General features: G+C 36.8%; 22 protein-coding genes. 13 read left to right on the forward strand and 9 right to left on the reverse strand.

Features of this window, described 5'->3' with window-relative positions; all coding sequences use genetic code 11:
- Positions 1-24: 24 nt before the first annotated feature.
- The 4 genes from ACN5L8_RS02515 (at position 25) to ACN5L8_RS02530 (ending at position 3,073) form a co-directional block, all read left to right on the forward strand.
- The gene (locus ACN5L8_RS02515; RefSeq protein ID WP_115363743.1) at positions 25-786 is read left to right on the forward strand and encodes a succinate dehydrogenase/fumarate reductase iron-sulfur subunit; all 762 of its coding nucleotides are present in this window, start codon (positions 25-27) and stop codon (positions 784-786) included.
- Between the two features lie 141 nt (positions 787-927).
- Positions 928-1,512, forward strand: coding sequence for a redoxin domain-containing protein (locus ACN5L8_RS02520; RefSeq protein ID WP_419172212.1), 585 nt, complete (start codon positions 928-930; stop codon positions 1,510-1,512).
- On the forward strand, positions 1,512-2,606 hold the full coding sequence (locus ACN5L8_RS02525; protein WP_419172213.1) for a SprT-like domain-containing protein: 1,095 nt from the start codon (positions 1,512-1,514) through the stop codon (positions 2,604-2,606). The genes ACN5L8_RS02520 and ACN5L8_RS02525 overlap by 1 nt, the downstream gene beginning before the upstream one ends.
- Before the next feature lie 89 nt (positions 2,607-2,695).
- The gene (locus ACN5L8_RS02530) at positions 2,696-3,073 is read left to right on the forward strand and encodes a hypothetical protein (protein WP_115363092.1); all 378 of its coding nucleotides are present in this window, start codon (positions 2,696-2,698) and stop codon (positions 3,071-3,073) included.
- A 7-nt stretch (positions 3,074-3,080) separates the two neighbouring features.
- On the opposite strand, the gene ACN5L8_RS02535 is transcribed toward ACN5L8_RS02530, so the two are convergent.
- The gene (locus ACN5L8_RS02535) at positions 3,081-3,782 is read right to left on the reverse strand and encodes a 7-carboxy-7-deazaguanine synthase QueE (protein ID WP_334678435.1); all 702 of its coding nucleotides are present in this window, start codon (positions 3,780-3,782) and stop codon (positions 3,081-3,083) included.
- A 114-nt stretch (positions 3,783-3,896) separates the two neighbouring features.
- Between ACN5L8_RS02535 and ACN5L8_RS02540 the strand changes: the two genes are divergently transcribed.
- From ACN5L8_RS02540 to ACN5L8_RS02550, 3 genes are all read left to right on the forward strand, one after another.
- Positions 3,897-4,427, forward strand: a complete 531-nt coding sequence (locus tag ACN5L8_RS02540; RefSeq protein WP_419172214.1) for a hypothetical protein — start codon at positions 3,897-3,899, stop codon at positions 4,425-4,427.
- Positions 4,428-4,444: 17 nt separating this feature from the next.
- Entirely contained in the window at positions 4,445-4,801 is a 357-nt protein-coding gene (locus ACN5L8_RS02545) for a hypothetical protein (RefSeq protein WP_419172215.1), read from the forward strand.
- A gap of 194 nt (positions 4,802-4,995) precedes the next feature.
- Positions 4,996-5,427, forward strand: coding sequence for a TraR/DksA family transcriptional regulator (locus ACN5L8_RS02550; protein ID WP_115363100.1), 432 nt, complete (start codon positions 4,996-4,998; stop codon positions 5,425-5,427).
- Between the two features lie 29 nt (positions 5,428-5,456).
- Here ACN5L8_RS02550 and ACN5L8_RS02555 read toward each other — a convergent pair whose 3' ends face one another.
- Positions 5,457-6,146: a hypothetical protein gene (locus ACN5L8_RS02555; RefSeq protein WP_419168406.1), complete on the reverse strand. Its 690-nt coding sequence runs from the start codon at positions 6,144-6,146 to the stop codon at positions 5,457-5,459.
- A 48-nt stretch (positions 6,147-6,194) separates the two neighbouring features.
- On the opposite strand from ACN5L8_RS02555, the gene ACN5L8_RS02560 reads away from it, so the two are divergent.
- Both ACN5L8_RS02560 and ACN5L8_RS02565 read left to right on the forward strand, forming a co-directional pair.
- Entirely contained in the window at positions 6,195-6,593 is a 399-nt protein-coding gene (locus ACN5L8_RS02560) for a hypothetical protein (RefSeq protein ID WP_419172216.1), read from the forward strand.
- Between the two features lie 2 nt (positions 6,594-6,595).
- Positions 6,596-7,051, forward strand: coding sequence for a hypothetical protein (locus tag ACN5L8_RS02565; protein ID WP_419172217.1), 456 nt, complete (start codon positions 6,596-6,598; stop codon positions 7,049-7,051).
- On the opposite strand, the gene ACN5L8_RS02570 is transcribed toward ACN5L8_RS02565, so the two are convergent.
- The 3 genes from ACN5L8_RS02570 to ACN5L8_RS02580 form a co-directional block, all read right to left on the reverse strand.
- Positions 7,048-7,464 (reverse strand): hypothetical protein, encoded by a 417-nt coding sequence (locus tag ACN5L8_RS02570; RefSeq protein ID WP_419172218.1) that lies wholly within the window; start codon positions 7,462-7,464, stop codon positions 7,048-7,050. The genes ACN5L8_RS02565 and ACN5L8_RS02570 overlap by 4 nt on opposite strands.
- A 16-nt stretch (positions 7,465-7,480) precedes the next feature.
- Complete coding sequence (locus ACN5L8_RS02575) at positions 7,481-8,788, reverse strand: DEAD/DEAH box helicase (RefSeq protein WP_419172219.1); 1,308 nt, start codon at positions 8,786-8,788, stop codon at positions 7,481-7,483.
- Positions 8,789-8,898: 110 nt separating this feature from the next.
- Positions 8,899-10,200, reverse strand: a complete 1,302-nt coding sequence (locus tag ACN5L8_RS02580) for a hypothetical protein (RefSeq protein WP_419172220.1) — start codon at positions 10,198-10,200, stop codon at positions 8,899-8,901.
- Between the two features lie 169 nt (positions 10,201-10,369).
- On the opposite strand from ACN5L8_RS02580, the gene ACN5L8_RS02585 reads away from it, so the two are divergent.
- From ACN5L8_RS02585 to ACN5L8_RS02595, 3 genes are all read left to right on the forward strand, one after another.
- Positions 10,370-12,583, forward strand: a complete 2,214-nt coding sequence (locus ACN5L8_RS02585) for a hypothetical protein (RefSeq protein WP_419172221.1) — start codon at positions 10,370-10,372, stop codon at positions 12,581-12,583.
- A 304-nt stretch (positions 12,584-12,887) separates the two neighbouring features.
- Positions 12,888-14,036, forward strand: a complete 1,149-nt coding sequence (tgt, locus tag ACN5L8_RS02590; protein WP_115363116.1) for a tRNA guanosine(34) transglycosylase Tgt — start codon at positions 12,888-12,890, stop codon at positions 14,034-14,036.
- Positions 14,037-14,043: 7 nt separating this feature from the next.
- The gene (locus ACN5L8_RS02595; protein ID WP_419172222.1) at positions 14,044-14,874 is read left to right on the forward strand and encodes a S1 family peptidase; all 831 of its coding nucleotides are present in this window, start codon (positions 14,044-14,046) and stop codon (positions 14,872-14,874) included.
- A 9-nt stretch (positions 14,875-14,883) separates the two neighbouring features.
- Here ACN5L8_RS02595 and ACN5L8_RS02600 read toward each other — a convergent pair whose 3' ends face one another.
- Positions 14,884-16,431, reverse strand: coding sequence for an NAD(P)/FAD-dependent oxidoreductase (locus ACN5L8_RS02600; protein ID WP_334678426.1), 1,548 nt, complete (start codon positions 16,429-16,431; stop codon positions 14,884-14,886).
- 79 nt (positions 16,432-16,510) lie between these two features.
- On the opposite strand from ACN5L8_RS02600, the gene ACN5L8_RS02605 reads away from it, so the two are divergent.
- A complete protein-coding gene (locus ACN5L8_RS02605) occupies positions 16,511-17,764 on the forward strand; it encodes a CinA family nicotinamide mononucleotide deamidase-related protein (protein ID WP_419172223.1) in 1,254 nt (417 codons plus the stop codon).
- A gap of 134 nt (positions 17,765-17,898) precedes the next feature.
- Here ACN5L8_RS02605 and ACN5L8_RS02610 read toward each other — a convergent pair whose 3' ends face one another.
- The 3 genes from ACN5L8_RS02610 to ACN5L8_RS02620 are packed head-to-tail and all read right to left on the reverse strand — an operon-like array spanning position 17,899 to position 24,732.
- Positions 17,899-18,363 carry a cyclic nucleotide-binding domain-containing protein gene (locus ACN5L8_RS02610; protein WP_115363123.1) on the reverse strand — a complete coding sequence of 155 codons (465 nt, stop codon included), beginning with the start codon at positions 18,361-18,363 and terminating at the stop codon, positions 17,899-17,901.
- A 40-nt stretch (positions 18,364-18,403) separates the two neighbouring features.
- The gene (locus ACN5L8_RS02615) at positions 18,404-19,381 is read right to left on the reverse strand and encodes a hypothetical protein (RefSeq protein ID WP_115363125.1); all 978 of its coding nucleotides are present in this window, start codon (positions 19,379-19,381) and stop codon (positions 18,404-18,406) included.
- Positions 19,382-19,410: 29 nt separating this feature from the next.
- Positions 19,411-24,732, reverse strand: coding sequence for a hypothetical protein (locus ACN5L8_RS02620; RefSeq protein ID WP_419172224.1), 5,322 nt, complete (start codon positions 24,730-24,732; stop codon positions 19,411-19,413).
- Between the last annotated feature and the right edge of the window lie 107 nt (positions 24,733-24,839).

Consider the following 24,839-nt stretch of genomic DNA (forward strand, 5'->3'; position numbering starts at 1 on the left):
ATTAATATGAGTAGTAATAATAATATGACTTTACATTTAAAGATCTGGCGTCAAAAAAACCGTGAAGACAAAGGTCAAATGGCGGATTACACACTAGAGAATGTATCTCCAGATGCTTCTTTTCTAGAAATGCTAGATCAACTTAACGAAGAACTTATCCCACAAGGAATTGAGCCGGTAGCTTTCGACCACGACTGTCGTGAAGGTATCTGTGGTATGTGTTCACTAATGATTAACGGTCAGGCCCACGGACCAGAAGCTGAAACAACAACTTGTCAGCTTCACATGAGAAAGTTCTCTGACGGTGATACGATTGTAATCGAGCCATTTAGAGCAAGAGCTTTCCCAGTAGAAAAAGACCTTATGGTTGATAGAAGTGCATTTGATGAAATCATCGCTGCTGGTGGATTTATCTCAGTAAATACTGGTAACGCTCAAGATGCAAATGCTATCCTAGTTCCTAAAGAAAACGCTGACCTTGCAATGGATGCAGCTGCTTGTATCGGTTGTGGTGCATGTGTTGCTTCTTGTAAGAATGCTTCTGCAATGCTTTTCGTTTCAGCAAAAGTTTCGCAAATGGCACTTCTTCCACAAGGACAAGCTGAAGCTTCTCAACGTGTTCAAAACATGGTTAAGAAGATGGATGATCTTGGATTTGGTAACTGTACTAACGAAGCAGAATGTGAAGCATCATGTCCAAAAGGAATTGAAATCACAAATATCGCTCGTATGAACAGAGAGCTTCTAAAAGCTGCAGTTGTTTCTCAAACGACACCAAAAGTATAATTTAGCTTAACAGTTAAAAGATAATTAAGAGGCCTACGAAAGTAGGCCTTTTTTTGTTAATTTCTAGTAAACTTTTATTGATTTCATTGGGACTTAAGAAAAGTTCTTCTAAAATGTAGAAAACAAAAAAAAGGAGTTTTGATGAAGTTACTTATAGCAATATTACTCACATCCCTAACTTTCGCCCTTTCTCCAGGAGAGAAAGCTCCTGAATTTATTTTAATGAATCAAAAAGGAGAGCTCGTCTCGCTTGAGAACTTAAAAGGCCGAAGAATTGTCCTTGAATGGTATAACGAAGGTTGTCCATTTGTTCGTAAACATTATGATTCAAAGAATATGCAAGAGACTCAAACGTTTGCATTGAGACATGGCTACACATGGCTGACAATTAATTCTTCAAATGTAGGAAAACAAGGATATATAGAGGATTCTGAAGCGGCAAAGAAGCGCTTAAATGCAGAGGGATCTAGAGCGCAACACTTTCTACTTGATACGAAAGGAGTCACTGGTCGACTCTATAATGCGAAAACGACACCAGAGATTTTCATTATCAATGAGCAGGGAAGAATCGACTATATGGGTGCGATTGACAGTATCCCATCGGCCGATAAAAGCGATATTCAAAAAGCCGAAAACTATGTTAAAACAGCTATAAAAGAGATTGCTAAGGGAGAGAAGGTCTCAACGGCAAAAACTAAACCATATGGATGTAGCGTTAAATACTAATGTTTATTTATAATGAAAATACTCAATTATTTATAAAGAAAGTTCGTCTCAAGGCCCGTGATATTTTTGCGGGCATGGGACTTGAGCTAAAAAGAAGTCGCCTGCATTATAAGGGTGTAATGTATCCCCTATCTTTTGTGGTTAATGAATCAGATAAAGTCTTGGGCTTCTACGATCCACTTATTTACCAAATTGGAATTAATAAGTGCTTTATGACCATGAATGATGAAGAGCTCTTAGAAAATGTTCTAAAGCACGAAATTGCTCACTTTATGGTACACGTAACGTGCGGCATAAGTGAACAAGCACATGGCGTTGAATTTCGAAATATCTTTAAAAGATATGCGTGGAATCAGGACTTTTCAAAATCACAGATTAATCTAGCTGCTTACACAAAGACTAGTAACCAAGTTACTCAAAAAATTCAAAAGCTACTTGAACTTGCTAAATCTGATAACGAATTTGAGGCCAAGCTTGCAGCAAGAAAGGCCAATGATCTTATTGCAAAACACAATCTAGAAAAAGTAAGACTTACTAACTTCACTCGCAATGAGATCGATATGCGTGAGCTTGAAGACACCTATGTCAAAAGAGTCGCCTCATTTAAAAGACGAAACCTCTTACATGATTGTCTCTATGATATTCTAAAAGAGTTTTCAGTTGCACCAGTATTTAGCAGTGGCCGTGGTGGCGGCTACCTTGAAGTGATCGGCGCAAAGGAAAATGTCGAAGCGGCCCATTATATTTATGACTACACAACACAGGCCATGAACGGACTTTGGCTTCAAGCTAAGAAGTCATCTAAGCTTAAAGGTGTTCGAGCAAAGAATACGTACTTTAAAAGCTTCACAAAGTCCTTTCTACAAGAATTAAAGAAATCTCAACAACAACATATTAGCTCTCGTGAGCTTATCCACTTAAATGGCCTAACTTCGGCCCATCGCAATCGTGTCTATCCCCGCGTTAGCTCTCAGTCGAGCCAATCTTCGAGCTTTGATCCAAAGGCCTGGAGCCTAGGTAATAAAGCGGGAAAGTCATTTAAAATTGGCAAAGGCATTAATGGCAAAGCCTCCACAAAATTAATAACTTACTGAATTCCGTAACAAAATTCGCTTTATTTTAAGATTATCTAAAACTTTTGAGCGGATTTCCGATATGTGTTAATGTGAAGTTTGGAGTGTAAATGGCAAAAATAGCAAATTCTAAAAAGATTATTAGAGGATTCATTACTCAATGTACGTTAGTATTTAAGTCCTACGACTACAATGTAGTTGAATCTAAGAATAAGCAGAACCTTTGGCATTTTAGCGTAACTAAAGACGATAAAAAGTATGTCGTCTACTGCACAAACTCACTTGAAAAAGTTCAGGGTATTATTAAAATTGCTCTCAAGAAACTTCCAGAAGGCACTCGCCTAGTGGTCATCTGTAATGATTTTACCGATGAGGATCGTTCAAAGGCAGAGGCCAGTCAGTATACAATCACTTCTCTAGGTACGATTAAGCAATACGGTGTTGAAATGCTCGATGCTAAGCAGAGAGCTCAAAGACAAGCCTCTTAAAAGGCCTTTAGACACTTTTCTTATCTGCGCCAAAAATCCACTTATGCTGTTGTCCAATAACTCGGAAAGGACCACCTTCGATTTGATTCCATTCTTGAATATCGATAAATCGCTGCATAGGAAATTCTTCACTTGGCTCATAACAAGGAGTCAAAACCCAAGGAAATTCAATATTACCAAGCTTTGATTCAAGTTCGCGATAAGCGCTTAATGTGTATTCAAAATCCTTTCGATCAGCAATCACGGCCTTCACTTGAAAGCGATTAGGATATTGCTGTGCCATCTTTTCGATAAGTGACAGACGTGTTCTAACTCCTGTTGAAGGAGTTTTTAGGTCATAAGAGATATAGTCAAGAAGATCAAAAACCTCGTCAACAACTCGAGTTCCAGCGGCCTCAAGATTAATTTTAAAACCTCTCGATTTTAAAAACTTTGTAAGCTCCACAACGCTTGGAACGTGTTTAGGATGAAGAGGATCACCACCAGTAATAGAAATCCAATTAATTTTACCTTGATAACTCTCTTCAAGAATTCTTTCAAAGATTGTATTAAGAGAAGTGCTCTCAATATCAAAACTCCAGGTGTCCATTGAGTCGCAATTAACACAACCGATATTACATCCTTGAAAACGCACAAAGACTTGTGAGCGTCCGACAAAGACTCCCTCACCTTCTGTCGCGCGATAAATATCGTTAATTAAAAATTCCATGAAACCTTCTAAACACCAATGTTTAAGCCTATTTATATAGCATAAGCCTTTAAAATGTCATAGAATTATGTAAAATCAAGTAAAAGCTACACGAAATAACTTAAGGCAATGATTATGATTGATATAAATGAACAGTTTCAAGCTGTCATTAAGGACTTACAAAGTGGGAAAAGACCAAATTGCAGCTATTCCAAACAAGATATAAAAGTCTTTAAAGATGAATTTATTCGACTCAATGACAAGAGAGACTGGCAGGCCTTAATTCCCCTTCTGTGTATTCTCGATAATACGATAACACTCGATCACGAATTATATCCCCAAATAATCCATGCAATAAAAGAATGTGATGATAATGAGGTTCTTGTTCTAATATTAGGAGTTGCAAGAAAGCAGATTATTGATGAGCACCACAAGCGTGGAGAGAGACTTCCATTTGACTTCCTAGAGGTACTTGAAGGCCTTATCGGTCATAGTAACCCGGAAGTATTCGAATGGAATCTAAGGCTAATAGAAGGACTTGGCTCACAGTCTATCTTCTTTAAAGAGGCCATTTTAAAGGCAAAACCAGGCTTTTTTGCTCGATTTAACCAGCACAAGAAGGCGTGCACGGAAATAATTGAGCTTCTTGAGCGTCGCTGGGGCTAAGATGTTATAATAGCCCTATGAATAGAAAGTTTGATGCTAATGAAAATTTTGAATTGTTAAAGAATGAGCGCAATATTGCAGGACGGGCAATGTATGAAAAGCGCCCTTCTCAAGAAGTAAAAGTTCAAATCTATCCAGATAAGAGCGTCTCTCCAGCTAAATTTATTCCAAATCAAACTATGCCTGGAACATTTCGCGCCCACCCAACAACTATCGCCGCAATGCGAAGTGATCTCTTTGCAAATATGTATGACGAAGCATTTGAGGAATTAAGCGCAATAATCACTTGTTCAAGTTGTAAAACTCAGGTTGATCAGCAATTTTGGAAGTTTTGCCCCTACTGTGAAGCACCGTTTCCAAAAAATCACGGGTAAGTATCTGAAATCTCGTTTTAAAGTAAATCTTTGTAAGAAAAATACCTTTTACTAACACTTTCTAGACCAGTAAATTCTTTCTACAACACACGAACACAATATTTGTTGTAAATAGCTTTAATTTTGCCAAATCGAAATTTTACAGCTACAAGCAACTTGTTTCACTGGAAGAAACACGGCACAAGGGAGTCGAAATGAAAAGAGCAAACTCGTATCTATCGGACAAGCAAATAGCTGCACTAAAAGATGCACTACTTGCGGACAAAGAAAGAATTCTTAACAAAAACAGTGAGAAAGAGCAGTATTGCATGGACAAGAATGAACTACTTGATCCTCTAGATGAGGCAGTAGCAAATGTCCAAACTTCGCAGGAAATTCGTTTCAGAAATCGTGAGAACTTCTACGTAAAGAAAATCAATAAAGCACTTCAAAAAATTGAAAAAGGCGAATATGGCCTTTGTGATGAGTGTGATATTGAAATCGGTTACGATCGCCTTATGGCAAGAAATACAGCAGAACTTTGTATTGCATGTAAAGAAGAAGCTGAGCATGAAGAGAAATCAAATGTTTATCTAAAGCGTTCGAAATCTCTTGGAAAAACAATTGCTGAAATTGGAAAAAGATAAAGATACTAAAGGCCGCTTATGCGGCCTTTTTATTTTCTGAAATAACTAAGACTAAGTAATTCAAACTCATCTGCAATATGGTATTGGCCGGACGAGAAGCTCACAGAACGGGCAAAACCAGAAGACTCGACAGAAGTTTTAATCTTCTTAATCTCATCTCTTTCAACTGAAAAATCTAAGACATAAACTGAGCCAGATAAGTGTTGTGCTTTCTTAACAATATGCCCTTTGGCATTTAAATATTTTTGTAGATCCACAACAAGATCAGATTTAATCGAAACGATAAGACGATGTGGATTTATCCCTTCACAAGCACCTTTTCGTGAAGCGGCCAATGGCAACATATCCTCACCTTTATCAAAAACTAACTCTCCATCTTTACTGGCATTTGCACGAAGACAATACTCTACAGCATCGTAAGTCACACGAAATGCGATGGCCAAACGAGGGCCACAAATTCCATAAGTATGGATGGCATCAATCTGATCAGCTTTAAATCCTTTCTTATGAAAAAACTTAACCACGGGAGCTAAAATATCATCACGAGAGGTATTTAAACTTATTTGATCATTGAATGAAGCAATTTTTGTACGATAGTCACCTTCTTTATACCAGCAGGTATCATTTCCAACAGAAGTTAAAGGACCGGCCAATAGTGAGCTTGAAGTCACAATCATGATAAATAAGAATACTCGGGAGCTATCTAAAATTTTCTTCATACATATGAATCGGTATTTATGATGCAATATTTAGTGTAGACTTAAGTTATGAAAAATCAGGAAGAAAGTATTAAGTTAATTGAGAAAGTTACTCGGTCTTTTTATCAAAAGGCCATAAATGACGTTTTCATTGGTTATCACTTTCGTAAATTAACTTCAAACAACGGGCCGATCTCAAATATTGAAGACTTCAACGAGCATCTAAAATCAATAAATGCCTTTTGGCAGGCCCAATTACTTGGAATAAAATTACCTAAAGGGGCCCATCACCTCTTATCGGCCCACGAGTATTTAAAGATTCGAAAGGGAGAGCTAGGTCGATGGGTAATATTATTTAAACAAACCCTAGAGGAAAATCGATCTGAAGATCCAAAATTTATTAATATTTGGGAACATAAGATTGATACTTTTAAAGTAGGCTTTGAAAAGTATTTTTTTGGGGGATAGGCATGATTAAATATGAGAAGAATATTCAATATGTCACAATTGATAGCTATTCTAGAAATATATTCTTAATTTGCACCTTCTTCTTACTAGCATTAATCTTAACGCTTATCTTCAAAGACCCAAGGCCTGCAACAAAAGACATTATAATTTTTCTCATCCCAATTATTGCAACTGTTTCAATATTAAAAAAGCGTCATCTTGAGCTCAATAAACCTCGCAACACAGGAAGACTGGAAACACGCTCTCTTATAAGAAAGAAGTTTGAAAACTTTGGTCTAGACGAGATTGAAGAAATTGAACTTAATAGAGGGCGTGGCAGTGGGAATGCAGGCAATTACTTTATTACGATAAAATTGAATAACTCTAAGAGACTAAAAATTATGACAACTGATGCTTTTCAGTCAAATAAAGAGATTCATGAAATTTATGAAGAACTCAGAAATTGGGTTAAGAGCTAATTACAACTTTCGACAGTTTTAGGATTTTTGGCCTTATAAACTTTTTTAACAAAGTCCTCAAGAACAGGCTCACCTGTCACATCATCTAGAAGCCAATTACGAGCATGCCATTGACCAATCTTTGCGGCCGCACGACAAGCATCACGAGTTGTCATGTATTGAACAACGATCATCTCCACAAGTCGAACTTTAAAGCGCTTAGGAGAGCCCTTAAGACAACCTTCTTGAGGATAATCACTACACTCTAAATGACGATCCTTATCCTTTGCTGCAATACGAACTTCTTCAATTGTATTATCAAATTTATAGGCCATATCAAACATTTCTAAAGGAGTGTAAATATCCTTTTCTGAACAAGACGTAAAAAGTAGAGATAATGTAAATAGAAAGACAATGCTAATATGTTTAGACATATTAGCATTTTATCACTTAACCGCGACGGCCGCGAGATTTTTTTGACTTATTAGGTGTGTTTCGTCCAGATACAACAGGTTTCTTAGGCATACGTCCACGTCTAGCAGGTGCCTTCTTCTTAGAAGCTCCCTTATTCGCCTTACCCATTGTCGATTTAAGAAAGATTGGATCAATTTTGAGTGTATCCTGATTTTTAATGGCATCATTGATTTGACCAATGAGCTTTTGATCTTTCTTTGTAACAAAATTATATACACGTCCGCTTCTTCCAGCACGTCCAACTCGTCCTGAACGGTGAATATAGTAAACAGCTTCAAATGGAAGATCATAATTTAAAACCCATTGAAGTGTTTTAATATCGATTCCACGGGCGGCCATATCTGTTGTGATGAGAACACCACCAGTAGACTTAAAGTTTTTAAAGTTATCACTTCGCTCTCTTGCGCTGATATCACCGTGAGATAGGAAAAGCTTTTTTGCAAGCTTCTTCTCTTTCATATAATTATAAACTTCAACGGCCTTCTCTTTTTGATTCACAAAAATAATACCATTGCCTTTGGCCTCATTTTTCATAAAGACATCAAGCATGGCATTTTTCTCAGTATATTCCAGAGCGATATTATAAGTTTCAATAGTTTGAGATAGACCGTGAGCATCAGTTAAGCTGATTGTCTCAAATTCCATTCCAGAGAAGAAGTCTGCTTTTAATAGGTCAAAATCATCGGCCATGGTTGCAGAAACAAGGGCCGCTTGATAATCATTTGTTAAATGTCTTCTAATGGATTTTAGCTCACGCATAAATCCCATATCAAGAAGTTGATCTGCTTCATCGATAACGAGAAATTCAAGATTATCTAGACGAATTTCTTTTTTCTCAATCATAGACTTAATTCTTCCAGGGCCACCCACTAGGATATCAAAGTTCTGACTCTTTAGAGAACTTACTTTCTTTCCCTTCTCTCCACCAAGTGCCAGTCTAACTCGAAGCTTTGCATGGTGAGAGATCTTCTTACACTCATCGGCAACTTGAATTGCAAGCTCCTTAATAGGAAGAAGTATAATTGCACGTGGAGAACCAGGTTTTTGATCGTTCTTACTAAGATTTGCTTCACTTTCTTTAAGCATTTGAAAAAGTGGAAGAAGATAGCTTAGAGTTTTACCACTACCAGTTTTCGCCTGAATTTGAATATTTTTTCCATCTAGAAAAACAGGAATTGACTGAACTTGAACATCAGTTGGTGCTGCAAGTTTATTTTCTTTTAGAAAACCTGCAAATAGGTCCATATTAATTAAATCAATAAAATCTCGTGAGTCTTTTGCCATTATGTACTCTCCTAAAGTGACAATTCCGCTCGCGGCTCCCCGTAGCCTACACGGTAAAAATAAAAAGGGGGATCAAAGATCCCCCAATATGTAACACAATGGCAGTTGTATTAGAAGTGTAGTCTGAAATTTACAGAGTGAATTGTTGCAATTTCCACACCTTTTACCTCAGAAGTGATTGGTTGCTTAAGAGAATACATGAAATCCATGAATCCTAGCTTAAATCTTGGAGTCAGAGTCAGGTGTTCTGAATCAACCATCCCTCTAAGAGTTAAGGCAATTCTTTGCTTCCATACGTGAAGCATAACATCTGTACCAGCATAAACACCATCTGCGAAATCATATCCATCTCTCATATGGAAACCAACAAATGGACGAAGTTTTAAGTTTGAAAGATCAAAACTATAGTCAGTGTGCATACGGTAACCAACTTCTGGCTCATAAATTGGAAGATATCCTTCATCACTTTCAATAATTGTTGCAAGTGCAATATCTTGAATCTTAAACATTGTTCTAAAGTTTGTTAGCCAATTGAAACCATAAGTAATATCGGCCATTGCATAAAGAGTCATATTCTGATCAAGGTTTTCAGTGTCGATAGCATCACCATCTCCAGCAATTGCATCCTGATCAAGAACACGTCTTACGTCAGCTCTATATAGGCCATATAGAGAAAATCCACCAAAGTGGTTCTCATTCTTATAATCAAAGTTTAATCCAGCTGTAACATCAGCTTTTACATAAGCATCGATAATAGCTGCAGTTTGTCCAGATCCAGCAAATGGAATAGCTGTACCACCTAGTGCTTCTGTTAACTCTGTTTCAAATTGAGTTCTCTCAGATCCACTTAGTCCTAATGCCGTTGCTAAATCAGAAACAGTAGTAGTAGTCCCAGCTAGAACATCATTAACAATATCTTGTGTTAACTTATCTTCTAGAATTGTCTTTGCAGAAGCGTCTGCTGGAATGGCCGCAATTAGAGTATCTTTTTCAATATCTTCTTCTCCAATTCCAATAAGAGAGCCAACATTAACCCCTAGTCTTACACTTGGGCTAATTGTTCCTTTAAAAGCATTAAATGAAGGAAGAGGAACTCCGACTTCAACATTTACTCTTAAGTTTTGTTCTGTATCAGCATATTCGCTAAGAACTTCAGCGGCAGCAGTTGAATCTTCAGCATCTGATACATCTGAAGCAAGCTCCATAATATCAGTATTAGAGTAGACTGACATATCAATTAGAAAGTCATGTCCTGGCTCTCTTAAGAATTCTTGAGTTTGAAACTTGTCTTCCATTAGACGGAAGCGATCAAGCACATTGTAATCAGCATCTGCTGCGTAAGCTACCTGTCCCACCATAAGAGTCGCTAAAGCGGCCTTTGTTAGGATTGATTTTTTCTTCATTTTAAACATCAACGTCCCCTAGTTGTTATAATTATTCGAGTCTTTCGAACTTAATAAAGCATGAAATTTTTGTTAACTGATTTTACCATGAGCATGAGAGAAAAAATTAGTAGGAAAATTTATATATTCACCTTAAAATAGTAATTAAATTAATAGATTACGTAAGAAAAGGTTGAGTATGCAGGTTGGTTTTACCCACAGCAATCAGGGGGACTCACAGGAAGTTAGTGTCTCTAATCATGAATTTTATTTTAAAGAAGAAAATAATGAACTCATTATCTCTGAAAACGGAGGAAGTATCCGTGCTCAAATTGATGATGATTGCCTAATCTTAAAAGTCATACAAAAAATCCCACATGCCATTTTAGAAGAAGCAAGCCTCCAAGAGGGTTCTACTTACTTCATGGAAATCGGAGAAAAACTTTCATACAAAGACAGCACGTATGAATTAAAAACTCTTGATACCTCATCACCTATTCCAGAACCAACTATCACACAAAATGATGAAATTGCGCCAAACTCAGTCAATGAGGACTTGGGCCAATCACCATCGTTAAGTCTAGAGAATGAAGAAAGTCATAATAGTATTCAATTTGAAGATGCAGATGATGACGAAAGTAATGAAAAACAGGCCAAAGAGATCACTGAATCAAAAGAGACACCAGACTCAGCTGACTCACCTGATTCTGAAGATGAGTCTGATGTCGAGAATTCAGGAAATGGCTACTCATTTCAATTAGATACTAACCTTGCTCAAGATACAAATGAGGATGAAGAAAAAGACTCTGGTACAATGAGTATCACTCAAGTCCTAAATGTTGCAAGACTTCAAGAAGATGAAAAGCAAGCATCAAAGAAAGATGATGAGCATGTAAGTAGGCCATTAAAGAAAAAAAGTAAAAAGAAGGCCAAGAAGAAATCGGGAAAGAAAAAGAGCAAGAATGCCTCAGACTCAGGATTGGCCATCACAACGGCACGTGATTACAAAGGAAATCGCGCTAAGAGAGACTCAAAGAAGAAAGCAAGATCAAGATCAAAACTTTTAAATGATCATAAATTAGTTGGGCCATTTACGAGATTCTTAAGTGCTTTATCTCTAATGTTTGTGACAGTCTTACTTAGTGCTCAAGTTGAAAATGAAGCAGTTAACTCTTTGAGTAATAAAGGAACTGAAATCATCAACACACAAATTGCAAAATTTGTAGACTTTAGCTTCAATCCAGAAATTACAAAGTCACTAATTGTCCTATTTATTATTCTTTTTATCTCAAATTTACTCTTTAGTGTTTCTCCTACACTATTTATTTGTGGGGCAACAACAAAAGGAAGCTTTCTAACAAAGAGAGCGAAGGCGATTTTAAGAACGCCATTTGACTTTATTGCACATTTCTTTCCAATTTTTGAAACACCAGTTATTTTTGATACTCCATCTTTGAAAGAGATTATAACGAGGGGCCCTATCAGCTATCGCCTAAGAGTTTTTCGCTATATTCCACTAGTAACCCTTTCAATATTTACATTTATTTGTGTTGGATACCCTATTATTGAACAAGGATTATCTAATAGTAATCCTCCAGAAAAAATAAATATTCCTAAGAACCTAGGAAAGAGGCCTTTAAAAATGAAAGAGCTTCTTATCTCAAAACAATTCTCACAAGAAAATATTATTCTAAGAATACCAGCGACTCGACCGAGCTACTTTATTATTAATAAGAAGTCTGGAAGATCACTCTATTTAAAGAACACATCTTCTACTTTCTTTGCTTCATTTAAAAAGACTTTAGAAACTATACCATTCTTTAAATATCGCTATCCTTACCTAAGTAGTTTCTTAAAAGATGAAAAATCATCATTTCTTGTAAGAGAAGATTTTTCTAAGATTCTATGGGGTGGAGAAATCATTAAAGGAATGGCAACGGAAGATTTAATGTATCTAGATTTTCTCGCAATTGATCAATCAAAGAAAATATTCAATTATTTTAAGTTTCCATATATTGAATATCGCAACTTAAACAAGTTCACATCATTTTATCGCTCAAAGGTTGAGGATGTTTATTTGTACATAAATGATAATTCGCTAATGCAATTTGCAAAAGTTGCTGGCACAATGCGATCAAGCGAGCTTTCTGGTTTTACATTCCTTGCACGTCCTAAAGTTAGAATTGAATATGTTGATGCAGTAGAAAAAGCATTTAAAGGAACAAATGATTCTTTCTTAATCAAAGAATTAAAAGCTATTCAATCGATTATTACCGTTACAGATAATAATGAAAGTAGAAAGGCATTTAGAGACTTCACTCAATATCTTGTGGAATATTTTAAGGCCTCAGGTAATGAATCTGCCAATCGAGTTGCAACACAAATTCTGAATCTAAATATTCTAAGTAACTAAAACTTCAATAAATGAGGCCAAGTAAATCAATCTTGGCCTTATCTGCTCTATAAATATTTCATAACAATGGTGACAATAGACTCGATATGTTTAATTGAGCTTATGAACTACTTTTTTATCCTATTTTTTATGGTTTGCTTATTTCTCTCATCACTGACTGTGTATGCGTCTCTTGTTTAATTTTTACAGATAAGAGAGTTTTAAATAGACAAGCAAGCCTAATGGCCTTATTAATGCTAAATACTTTAAATAACTAAAGTTATTAGAACGAATACATAAGTCGAGTTACGACAAAGGGCAGTCCATGCGCATTCAAGATCAAGTCAAAGAACATTTTCAATTTAAGGTTGTCCACGAAGACAAAAAGTCTGGGGCAAGAGCTGGTGTCATCACAACTCCTCATGGAGAAATTCCGACACCTGTATTTATGCCTGTTGGTACACACGGTGCCATCAAAGCATTACCACCTAACTTTCTAGAAGACTTAGATACAAAAATTATTCTATCAAATACATACCACCTTCACCTATCACCAGGTTCAAAACTTGTTAAGAAAGCAGGAGGCCTTCATAAATTTATGAATTGGCCACGCCCAATCTTAACAGATTCTGGTGGGTTCCAAGTATTTTCTTTGCAGAGAAAAAGTATCAAAGAAGAAGGAGCAGAATTTAAAGACCATAAAGGTAAGACAATTCTTCTTTCTCCTGAAACATCAATTGAGATTCAGCAAGAGCTGGGATCTGATATTATGATGGCCTTTGATGAGTGTATTCCATATCCTGCAACACGCGAATACACTAAGAAGTCAATTGATCGAACACATCGTTGGCTAGACCGCTGTATTGAGTCTTGGACAAATCCAAAACAAGCACTTTTTGGAATTATTCAAGGATCAACATACGATGACTACCGTGACGAATGTCTCGATGAACTCGTAAAAAGAGATCTACCAGGCTATGCCATTGGTGGAGTATCAGTTGGTGAAGGCCCTGAATTAATGGAGAAGATCGTAAAGTACACAGGTCCTAAGATGCCAAAAGATAAACCTCGTTATGTAATGGGTGTTGGTAATCCTGAAGATCTCTGTATGATCTGGGAGAATGGAATTGATATGAGTGACTGTATCATTCCAACGAAATTTGCTCGTGGTGGAACTCTCTTTACAAGAAGAGGAAAGATTAGAATACGTCATAAGAATTATCGTCGTGACTTCTTTCCTATTGAACCAAATTGTAAGTGCTACTGCTGCCAGAACTTTACACGCGCTTATGTGAAGCACTTATTTGATTCAAATGAAATTCTAGGACAAGTTCTAGCAACAATGCACAATATTGAATTTTATAAGAATATGGCAGAAGAAGCTCGTGAAGCAATTCTAGATAATCGTTACTCACAGTGGAAAGAAGACTTCTTAAAGAGTTATAAAAAAGACGACGGTTCAAAGAATAACTAGGAAAGCAATGGCACTGATTAGGTTAAGCTTATTATTGACTCTTCTTACTTTCGCATTATCAACTAATGCAAAGAGATATATAGGTGGTGACCAGTGGAATAGGCCACGTATAAATAAAAGCTTCTTTAAAAAGCAAGACAATTTTATAAAAGAGCTAATCTTAAGAACTGTAAAAGTCGTAAATACAAAAAAAAGAAAAGTTGGAACAGCATTCTTTTATAAAGAGAATGCTGACCACTATATTTTCCTAACAAATTACCACGTCATATCTGGCAACAGAGAATGTCGCGACTCAAAACTTCTTCTTATTAATTCTGAATTCAATAAGCGCTACGCTTCATGTGATGGAGTTATTCAAGAAGGTACAATCAAGTCAGGAAGTGATTATATTTACTTTAAAGTAAATAAAGAGGAGAGATTAAACTTCTTATCTCAAATAAGTGAGGTTCGTACTGATTTTTCTGATCCGGTAATCGGAGACAGACTTGTGAGTGTAGGCTTTGGCGCGGGAAAAGCAAACCTAAGAAGATATGATGCTAAAATATCAATGGATCGCGATTGCCTTTATTTAAATGGAAATATCGATATAACTTTCAATAAAGATAAAGTCAGAGATGTTTTCTTCACTGCCTGTGATGCTCAATCAGGAGACTCTGGAAGTGCTGTAATGAATTTAGAGACTGGTGATATAATTGGACTCTTCTTTGCTGTTGCCGATCAAAAGCGCAGTAATCCTCTCACATCAAAAGAGATTCAAGACAATCTCGGTACGGATTATATGGAATTCTACACCAATGCTTCAATGTCGATTGATCTTAGAAAAATTAAATTAAAATAACTTCATCACCTAAACATTCTTTTCTTTACGAATCATGGCCATGGCGACTTTCACACCATCGACAGCAGCAGATGTAATCCCACCTGCATAACCAGCACCTTCACCACATGGATATAGGCCTTTGTGAGATTCTGACTCAAAAGTTGCTCGGCTTCTCTTTATCGTTACAGGAGCAGAGGTTCTTGTTTCAGGGGCCATTAGAATAGCATCATTATTTATAAAACCTGGCATTTTCTTATCAAAGCTTTCAAGTCCTTCCCTTAAGCCCGTTGCAATAAAGTCAGGTAGAACAGAGTTTAATGAATGAGAAAAGATTCCAGATGGACAAGAAGTCTTAGGAAGATCTTTTGAAACCTTACCTTCTAAGAAGTCCTTAAGTCTTTGGGTTGGGACCTGCTTACCTTCAGCATGCTCCATAGAAGCTTCATATGCCTTTTTCTCAATATCACGTTGAAAGTAATGGCCATTTAAGACATCATCAGTTGAGAAGTCTTTACCAGCTTGAACAGAAACAACAAGGGCCGAGTTTGACCATGGCGAATTACGAGCGAAGTTACTCATTCCATTAACCACAATACCATCTTCATCTGTTCCAGATGAAAGGACATATCCTCCAGGACACATACAAAAAGAATAGGTACCTTTGTCATTATCTTTATTGTGATATGTAAGCTTATAGCGAGCAGCACCTAGGTTTTCGTGAACAAAGCGTCCATATTGAAGAAAATCAATTAACTCACGACGATGCTCAACTCTAACACCAACAGCAAAGTCCTTTGGTACCATCTTAACTTCTTTTTCTTTTAAATGACGATACATCTCTTTAGCTGAATGGCCTGTTGCTAGAACAATATTGTTACTTTCTAATAATCTACCATCACTAAGCTTTACACCACGAGCTTGAGATTCATCAAAAAGAACCTCATCAACCTTCACGTTATAGTAGATCTCACAACCTTTTTCTTTAAGGTGATCTGTTATCTTTTTTATTAGTCCTCTAATTTTATTTGATCCAAGATGTGGATTTGAAACATAGGCCGTTTCAGGAGGAGCACCAAAATCAACAAATTTATTCATTACATATTGAACATATGGAGATTTAATACGAGTAATAAGTTTACCATCTGAAAATAGGCCCGCGCCACCCTCACCAAAGCAAACATTATTATCCTTATCAAATTCATTATATCGCCAAAAACGAGCAATATGCTTCATACGATTATGGGCACGATCTCCTCTTTCAATGACAATTGACTTTATTCCATATTCAGCAAGTCTTAGAGCACAGAATAATCCAGCAGGCCCTGCTCCTACAATAATAGGCTTTTCTTTGAACTCACCTAGAAAATTGAATTGTTCTTGATAAGCACTAAATTTCTCACCAGGGTAAATAACTTCTATCTTATAATTATAGATTGGCTTTTTACCACGGTTAGCACCACGTGCATCAAGTGCCTTATTATGAATACGATAATCCTCAAAACCTGGAAAGTTCTTATTTAAGTAGAATTCTAAGTCTTGATCAAAGTCTAATTTAAAATTTGTAATTTTACTCATTCAATCTCTTTCTTGTAAATTTATATGATAAAATATCAGCGTATATTATAACCTATCTTGGTAAAGTTAAAGGATTAACATGGTTAAAATTTCCCTTAGAGTCTCCATGATAATTATTGGAGATGAACTATTAAACGCTAAAATCAACGATCTTAACTTGCAGATACTTGCAAAAGAGATCGCACCTTTAGGATTTAGCTTTAAAAAATGCACCGTCTTAGGTGACAAATTCGATCAAGTAACAAATGAGATACAAAAACAATCTAAAGAAAATGATATTTTAATCATCACTGGTGGCCTTGGCCCTACTAAAGATGATCTTACGAAGTCGATTATCGCTAATGCTTTAGGTGTCTCTTTAGTAGAAAATGAACTTGCTAGAGAATATGCTATAAAGCAATATGCCAACTTTGGTAGAGAGTGGTCAAAAGAAAATAGTCACTATCATATGATGCCTGAAGGATCTTTACCTTTATACAATCCTGCGGGAATGGCACCAGGAATTCACGCTAAAGTTGATAAGTGTGAAGTTTTTTGCACCCCAGGAGTTCCAAGAGAATGCCAGGCAATGGTTCGTGAGACAATCGTTCCAATGTTAAAAGATCGTGCTCAAAGTGGTCATGAATTATTCATATGTAGAACTCACAGTATTCCTGAAGAAACCATCTTCTTTAAACTTTGCCCCAACTTGTGGGAGACATTAGAGGAGTTTGGAAAAGTCAGCTCTCTTCCAATTATCTCTGGTGTGGATATTACTGTAGACCTAAGGCCAGAGCATCAAAACGATGAAAGTCGTCAAAGATTAAAAGCAATATTAGAAGAAACTCCCTTAAAAGATAATATATGGACTTATGGGCCTCGTAATATCGAGGAAGTTATTGTTCATGAAGCCAGTGCAAAAGGCTTAACAATTGGATTTGCAGAAAGCTGTACAGGAGGTCTTGCAAGTTCAACAATAACAGATGTCTCAGGATCATCAGCGGTTTTTCTAGGCTCAGTGGTTAGTTACGCTAATTCCATCAAAGAGAGTATTATTCACGTTAAAGAAGAAACCTTAAAAGAAAATGGAGCTGTAAGTATTGAAACAGCTAGTGAGATGGCCAATGGCGCAAGAAAATCCCTTGGCGCTGACATTGTCATCTCTTATACCGGTATTGCTGGTCCAGGCGGAGCTACTCCAGGTAAGCCTGTTGGAACCGTATGCATAGGTGTTGCTACTAAGAACGGAGTAAGTGCAAGCAGATATGAGTTTCGCGGTGACCGAAAAAGGTTGAAGAATAAGTTCTGTCAGCAAGGATTAATCGATTTATTGAATGAGATTAGAAGTTCGTAGCTGCTTCACCTGGCCACACTTCCTGTGTGGCCATGCGTTTCGCGGCATCATTTTTCCATCCTGGAAAATGACGCCTTAAAAAATAAGAGGGGCCAGATTCGTGACCAGGCCCCTCCCCCCATCTGTACTTCAACTTAGGCAGCTTTTTTAGATTCTTCCATTTCCGTGATAAGGTTAGAGATCCGTTTACCTGCGCCTTGTAAACGTCCGGCCAGTAACCTTGATAGATTGAGTATCAAGAGTGAAAATATTCGAGGATTGGTTTTGTACAGGCCGAATATGTCTGAGTACTTCATAACGAGAACATCTGTATAATTATCTGATTGAACTGTCCCATAGCGGACATTTTCTTTTAGAAGAACCATCTCACCAAAGAGGTCTCCTTTTTTACATTTAGCAATCTCTTTATCATTTACATTAAAGACCTTAGCAGAACCGTTAAGAATCAAAAAAAGCTCTTCACCCACATCGCCATGCTTAAATACATAGTCACCAGGCTTTAAAGTTAGAACCTTACAGCGCTCACATATAGTCATAATTTCGTTGTCGTAAAGGTCGAAAAATAGCGGACAACCTTTAACGATTGATAATACACTCATATCTTCCTCTCTTTATTAAAAGTAGTATTACAATTTTTAATTAAGCAGCATCTTTCTTATCATCACGCTTTGCGTGTTGCTGCTCTTTTAAAGGTGCATCTTCTTTTAAGTACCTTTCAATACTTTGAAGAACTTTTAAAACACCTTCCATTGCAATTTGCTCTTTAGCATTACCTCTTTGCAGGTGATACCAAAGGTTTTGCATACTTGTTTCAACTTTCTTAAAGATCTTAAAACGCTTCTCCGGTAATGGGAAAAGAGTGTTTAGGAAAGTTAAGATTAAAGAGAAGAAAATCCCCGCAATCGATGTCTTCATGGAGAAGGCAACGTTAATAACGAAGTTTGTAAGATTATCTGACGACTTTTCAATATTATTGAAGTCAATGGCAGCAATCTCAGGAAGTGCCATGGCAATACCAATGAAAGTACCAAAAACCCCAAATACAATGAATAAGTTTGGAAGAATATCGATCATACGAGAAGCACCATCAATTGGAATATGTCCATAGAGCTTCGTCCAATTTCTATCATCACTCATAATACGATCAGTAAGTTCTGTATAATTTGGTGGAACAGTTGATTTAAAAACCGAACTCTCCCCATGAATGGATGCAATAAGACCGTGCTTAGAACCAATGTATTGATTTAGAGAAATACTTGTTCCATCAGAACTCTGCGCCTCTTTATCAATTTCCCTTTGTTGCATAGCCTCTTTACCGTCATAGTGACGATTTTGAATATTAGCATTATTACTGAAACGAAGAGCGTTATCAGGTAATGCAGCATTTACACGTCCAAGTAAATTAGACATATAAGAATCGATATCATCAATAGGAATATTCTTTTGCTTATCATCATCGATACAAGCATCTAATTCTCTTGTAAAACGTGAATAATAAGCATCATCATCTTTACTGTGGCGATAGGCCAAGTAGCGGAAGACAAGAGCACAACATAGTAGCCCCATCATAAATTCGATAAGATAATTACCGAAAAATCCTAATACTAACTCAATCATACGTACCTCTTTGTTTACCAAATCCTCGACTATTTGGTTGTATAGTTATCCTTTTTCACTATTGGATCTAATTTCATTAAACGCTCCATCGCTTTTGGATCATCCTTAAGCGTAAAGCTAAGCTCAACACGTTGTGATTCAGAACAGCTGTAAATACCACACTTCATATCTTCATTTTGAAGTGGTACAGCGATCACACTTGCAGGAGCACGGTCTTCAAGGATGAATCCTTTCGGCTCGATAAGCTCTGCTGCGATTGATTCGCGCTGGCGCTCAATTACCTTCTTGATTGGAACAGGTCTTGAGAACCCGTAACCAATCGACTTCGTCACATTTCTCATATAGAACTTATATGGATAGTTCATGCCATCACTATAGATATAGTTAGAGATAGCAAGAGCTCTTCGTGACGAAAGGTTTAAGTTAAAGTTATATGAATATGCTTCGGCCATCATTGGATCAACTGCTTTACCAGCAAATAGTGGTGAAGCGTGCCCTTCAACGTTGAAGCTATCAATTTGTTCTCTAACAGTATCATCTTCAAATAGAACTTCAGAATATAGAGGGATTAAGCCTTTAAGCTTAGTCTTTGCATGGCGACTAAGTCTTGACGATCCTGTCTCAAATAATAAGTTCTTATTCATAAGTAGTGTTACGTTACCTGTAACCGGATCAACTGCTGCATCAATATCGTTTTCTCTAAACTTATTAGCAAGATTCTTTGCGATATTGGCACGTAGGTTACGCTTTTGATCATCAACCTTTTTAGCAATCTTCTTAACTTGCTTCATTAAGTCTTTCTTATCGTTAATTTCAGTTAAACAAGAATTAAGCTTCTTAGTTGTTCCATCTAGCCCATTTCCAAGTTCTGTAACTTTCTTGCTTAAGTCAGCATTACCTGCCTGACAGTTATTAAGATCATTACCAAGAGAGGCGATTTTACGACCTAAGTTACCATTTTCATCATTCTTATTAGCAAGTGCATTTTGAAGATCATTAACTTCTTTACCAAGACCCGCAACCTTACCTTTTAGATTATTATTATCTTTATTAAGAGTTGCAATCTTCTCTTTTGCCTTACCGAGATCACCCTTGGCCTTTCCAAGTTGATCTTTAAGTCCTTTATTTTCTTTTCCAAGACCTGCAAGTTTTCCTTGTGCTTCACCAAGAGCTTTCTTAAGACCACCGTTCTCTTTTCCAAGACCAGCTAACTCACCTTTAGCTTTTCCAAGGGCCTCTTTAAGTCCACCGATCTCTTTTCCCATACCTGCAAGTTTACCTTTTGCTTTTCCAAGTGCTTCTTTTAGGCCACCATTTTCTTTACCAAGACCAGCTAGCTCACCTTTGGCTTTTCCAAGTGCATCTTTAAGTCCACCGATCTCTTTACCCATACCGGCCATCTTACCGCGAGCTTTTCCAAGTGCATCTTTAAGTCCACCGATCTCTTTACCCATACCGGCCATCTTACCGCGAGCTTTTCCAAGAGCATCTTTTAGACCACCATTCTCTTTTCCAAGACCAGCAAGCTTACCTTTAGCTTTACCAAGTGCATCTTTAAGTCCACCGATCTCTTTACCCATACCGGCCATCTTGCCTTTTGCCTGACCAAGGGCCTCTTTAAGTCCACCGATCTCTTTACCCATACCGGCCATCTTTCCTTTTGCCTGACCAAGGGCCTCTTTTAGACCACCTATTTCTTTACCCATACCAGCAAGCTTTCCTTTCGCTTGTCCAAGGGCCTCTTTTAAACCACCATTTTCTTTTCCAAGACCGGCAAGCTCACCCTTTGCTTTACCAAGAGCGTCTTTAAGACCACCGATCTCTTTACCCATACCGGCCATTTTCCCTTTTGCCTGACCAAGGGCCTCTTTAAGTCCACCGATCTCTTTACCCATACCGGCCATCTTGCCTTTTGCCTGACCAAGTGCCTTTTTTAGACCACCGATCTCTTCGCCCATTCCTTTCATCTTGCCTTTAGCTTCACCTAGAGCTTTCTTGAGTCCGCCATTTTCTTCAGACATACCAGCAAGTTTTCCTTTGGCCTGACCAAGAGCTTTTTTTAGGCCTCCGATCTCTTCGCCCATTCCTTTCATCTTGCCTTTAGCTTCACCTAGAGCTTTCTTAAGACCACCATTTTCTTCTTGCATACCTGCAAGCTTTCCTTGGGCCTGACCAAGGGCCTTCTTTAGGCCACCGTTTTCTTCGGCCATTCCCTTAAGTTTACCTTCGGCCTGACCTAGAGCATCTTTAAGTCCACCATTTTGTGCCATTAAAGACTTCTTATCACCTTCAAGTTTTCCAACCATCGCCTTTAGACGATCAACTTCTCCAGCAAGACCTTTATTCTTCGCGTCTCCTTGAGCTAGCTTTGATTGAAGGTTTTTAATATCACCTTTTAAACCCTGGTTATTTTGTTGAGAGCGTGCAAGATTTGATTTAAGACCTTTTACATCATCATTTAAGCCTGCAATCTTTCCATCACGAGCGGCAACATCCGCATTAAGCTTTTTAATTTGAGAATCTTTTTGAGCTGTAAGTGAATCCATCGCCTGGGCGTGTTTTCCTTTAAGATCCTTGATTTGATTATCATAGGCCATTTTTTGATCGGCCTTACTCTTTTCAAATTGCTTAGTTAAATCAGTAAGCTCACGTTTATGATCAGCATTAAGTTTTGCAATTTGAGACTTTGCATCCTTCTTAACACCTGCAAGTTGCTTTTCTTTTGTATCAAGTTCTGACTGATACTTCTTATTAAGATCAGCAATCTTAGACTCATAACCTGCTTTTTGTTTTGCTTCAAATTTCTTGTGCATTTTCTCAAGATCTGTAATTTTCTTAGCATGATCAGAGTTAAGCTTGGCAATTGTCTCTTTTGATTTTTTAATTTGACCAGCAAGTTGTGCTTCTTTTGTGTCTAACTCAGACTGATACTTCTTATTTAAATCAGCAATACGACTTTCATAACCAGCTTTCGTCTTTGCTTCTGTTCTTTGGTGCATTTTTTCTAAATCATTGATCTTCTTAGCATGATCAGAATTAAGTTTTGCAATTGTTTCTTGAGATTTTTTAATTGTTCCTGCTAATTGCTTATCTTTAGTCTCTAATTCAGACTGAAATTTCTTATTTAAATTAGCAATTTGAGTTTCATAACCCATTTTTGTATCTTGCTGCTTTTTCTCATATGACTTAGTTAAATCATTCACTTTCTTTGCGTGATCAGCATTTAGCTTAGCAATTGTTTCATCAGACTTCTTCTTTTGACCAGCAAGCATCTTATCTTTAGTATCAAGCTCTGATTGATATTTCTTATTAAGATTTGCAATTTGAGTTTCATAACCCATTTTTGTATCTTGTTGCTTTTTCTCATATGACTTTGTAATAGAGTCAACTTTCTTTGCATGATCTGCATTTAGTTTTGCGATTGTTTCTTTTGACTTTTTAATTTGACCATCAAGTTGTTGTTGCTTAGATGTAAGCTCACTTTGATATTTTTTATTTAGATTTGCTATTTGAGATTCATATCCCATCTTTGTATCTTGCTGCTTTTTCTCGTAAGACTTCGTTAGGTCATCGACTTTCTTAGCGTGATCAGAATTAAGACGAGCAATTGTCTCTTGAGACTCTTTCTTTTGTCCTGCTAATTGCTTCTCTTTAGTATCAAGTTCAGACTGATACTTCTTATTAAGATTTGCTATTTGCTTCTCATAGCCCATTTTCGTATCTTGCTGCTGCTTTTGATAAGTTTTCGTTAAATCAGCAACTTTCTTTTGGTGGTCAGAGTTTAAACGAGCAATAGTTTCTTGTGACTCTTTCTTTTGTCCGGCAAGTTGTTTGGCCTTCGTATCAAGTTCTGCTTGATACTTCTTATTTAAATCTGCAACCTTCTTTTCAAAGCCTGCTTTTTGAGTTTGCTCTTTCTTTTCAAATTGTTTAGTAAGATCAGCAACTTTATTCTGGTGTTGGGCATTTAGAGTTTTAATCTCATGTTCTTTAGTTGAAATAATATTGGCATACTTCTTATTAAGGCTCTCAACTTTGAGAATATGATCTTGATTTAACTTTTGAACTTCCTGCTCTTGGGCCTTCTTTTGTTCAACAATCTTTTCCTCTAGCTTCTCTTGAGCAATAATTCGACCTTGTATTTCACGATTAGCTTTAGCAATAATTTCTTCATTCTTACGCTTTACTTGCTGAAGTTCTTGAATTTTTTTAGTATCTTCTGATAATTTCTGAAGAGTATTCGCTAACTTTGAACGAACCTTTACGATTTCATTATTCACAAGCTTATTTTCTGCAACTTGTTCTTGTACTTTTTGCTGCTCTTGCTTAAGTTTTGTTTCTAACTTTGTTTTAACATTTTCAATTTGTTTAATATTCTGTGTTTGCTTAGATACTTGTGTTGTAAGCTCTTTTAACTTCTTTTCTTGTTGAGACTTAACTTTCTTAGCTGAAGCAAGCATCTCTTCAATTTTCTTCTTTTCTTCCTCAACTTCTTTCTTTTTCTTATCTAATTCACCGACTTTAGAGAAAAGAATATTTTCCTTATCTTTTGCCTTTGCGAGCATAGAGTCGCGATCTTCAATCTTCTTTTTAAGATTAACGAGAGACTTTTCTTTAAATTCTAAAAGTTGCTTAATTCTTGCTTCTTCTTCTGCCTTCTTCTTTACTTCTTCTTTTGTTTTTTCAAGATTCTTAGAAAGCTTTTCGTTCTCTTTAGACTTTTGTTTCATTTCTTGAACGATTTTCTTTATCTTTTTTTCAAGCTCTTCTTCTTCTTTCTTCTGACGCTCCATCATCTTTGACAGCTTGTCTAATTGAGATTCTTTTGACTTTAAATCGTCTTTGTTTTTACGAATTTCTTCAAGACGCTTTTTAAGCTCCTCTGACTTCTCATTAATTTCTTTCTTTAATTTTGTGTTTTCACGAGATATTTTAGATGATTTATATTTCTCTTTATCAAGTTGCTTTCCAACTTTTTCAACAATTGATTCTTTTTTGATTTGATCCTTAACCATATCCTGCATAACTTTCTTGTTTTGCTCTAACTTCTCAACAAATTTAGAAAGCTCTACCATCTTTTGATTAATGACGTTCTTATAGTCAGTGACCTCATTGATTGATTGCTCAATCTTATTCTTGGCCTTCATTTCTTTGATTTTCTGCTCTTTTGAAACCATCCCCTGCATCTGCTCTTCATGCTTCTTTTTCTGTTGAGCTTGCTGGAGTGACTTTACCCCGACCTTGATCATGGCAAAAACGAACATAACTAGGAAAACGACAGCAACTGTCGTAAACATATCTGAATAAGAACTCCAGATTGATCCGTCGTCTTTTCTTTCTTCTTTTTTCATAATCCTACCCTCGAATAGCACCTAGAATAGCGATTTCTGTGACTTATAAAAGATACTCATGGCATACAGAGCTATATATTTAGTAATGATCAATAAAATCAGATAGA

Origin of the sequence: Halobacteriovorax sp. (genome assembly GCF_048381875.1) — a bacterium.
Taxonomy (GTDB): domain Bacteria; phylum Bdellovibrionota; class Bacteriovoracia; order Bacteriovoracales; family Bacteriovoracaceae; genus Halobacteriovorax_A; species Halobacteriovorax_A vibrionivorans.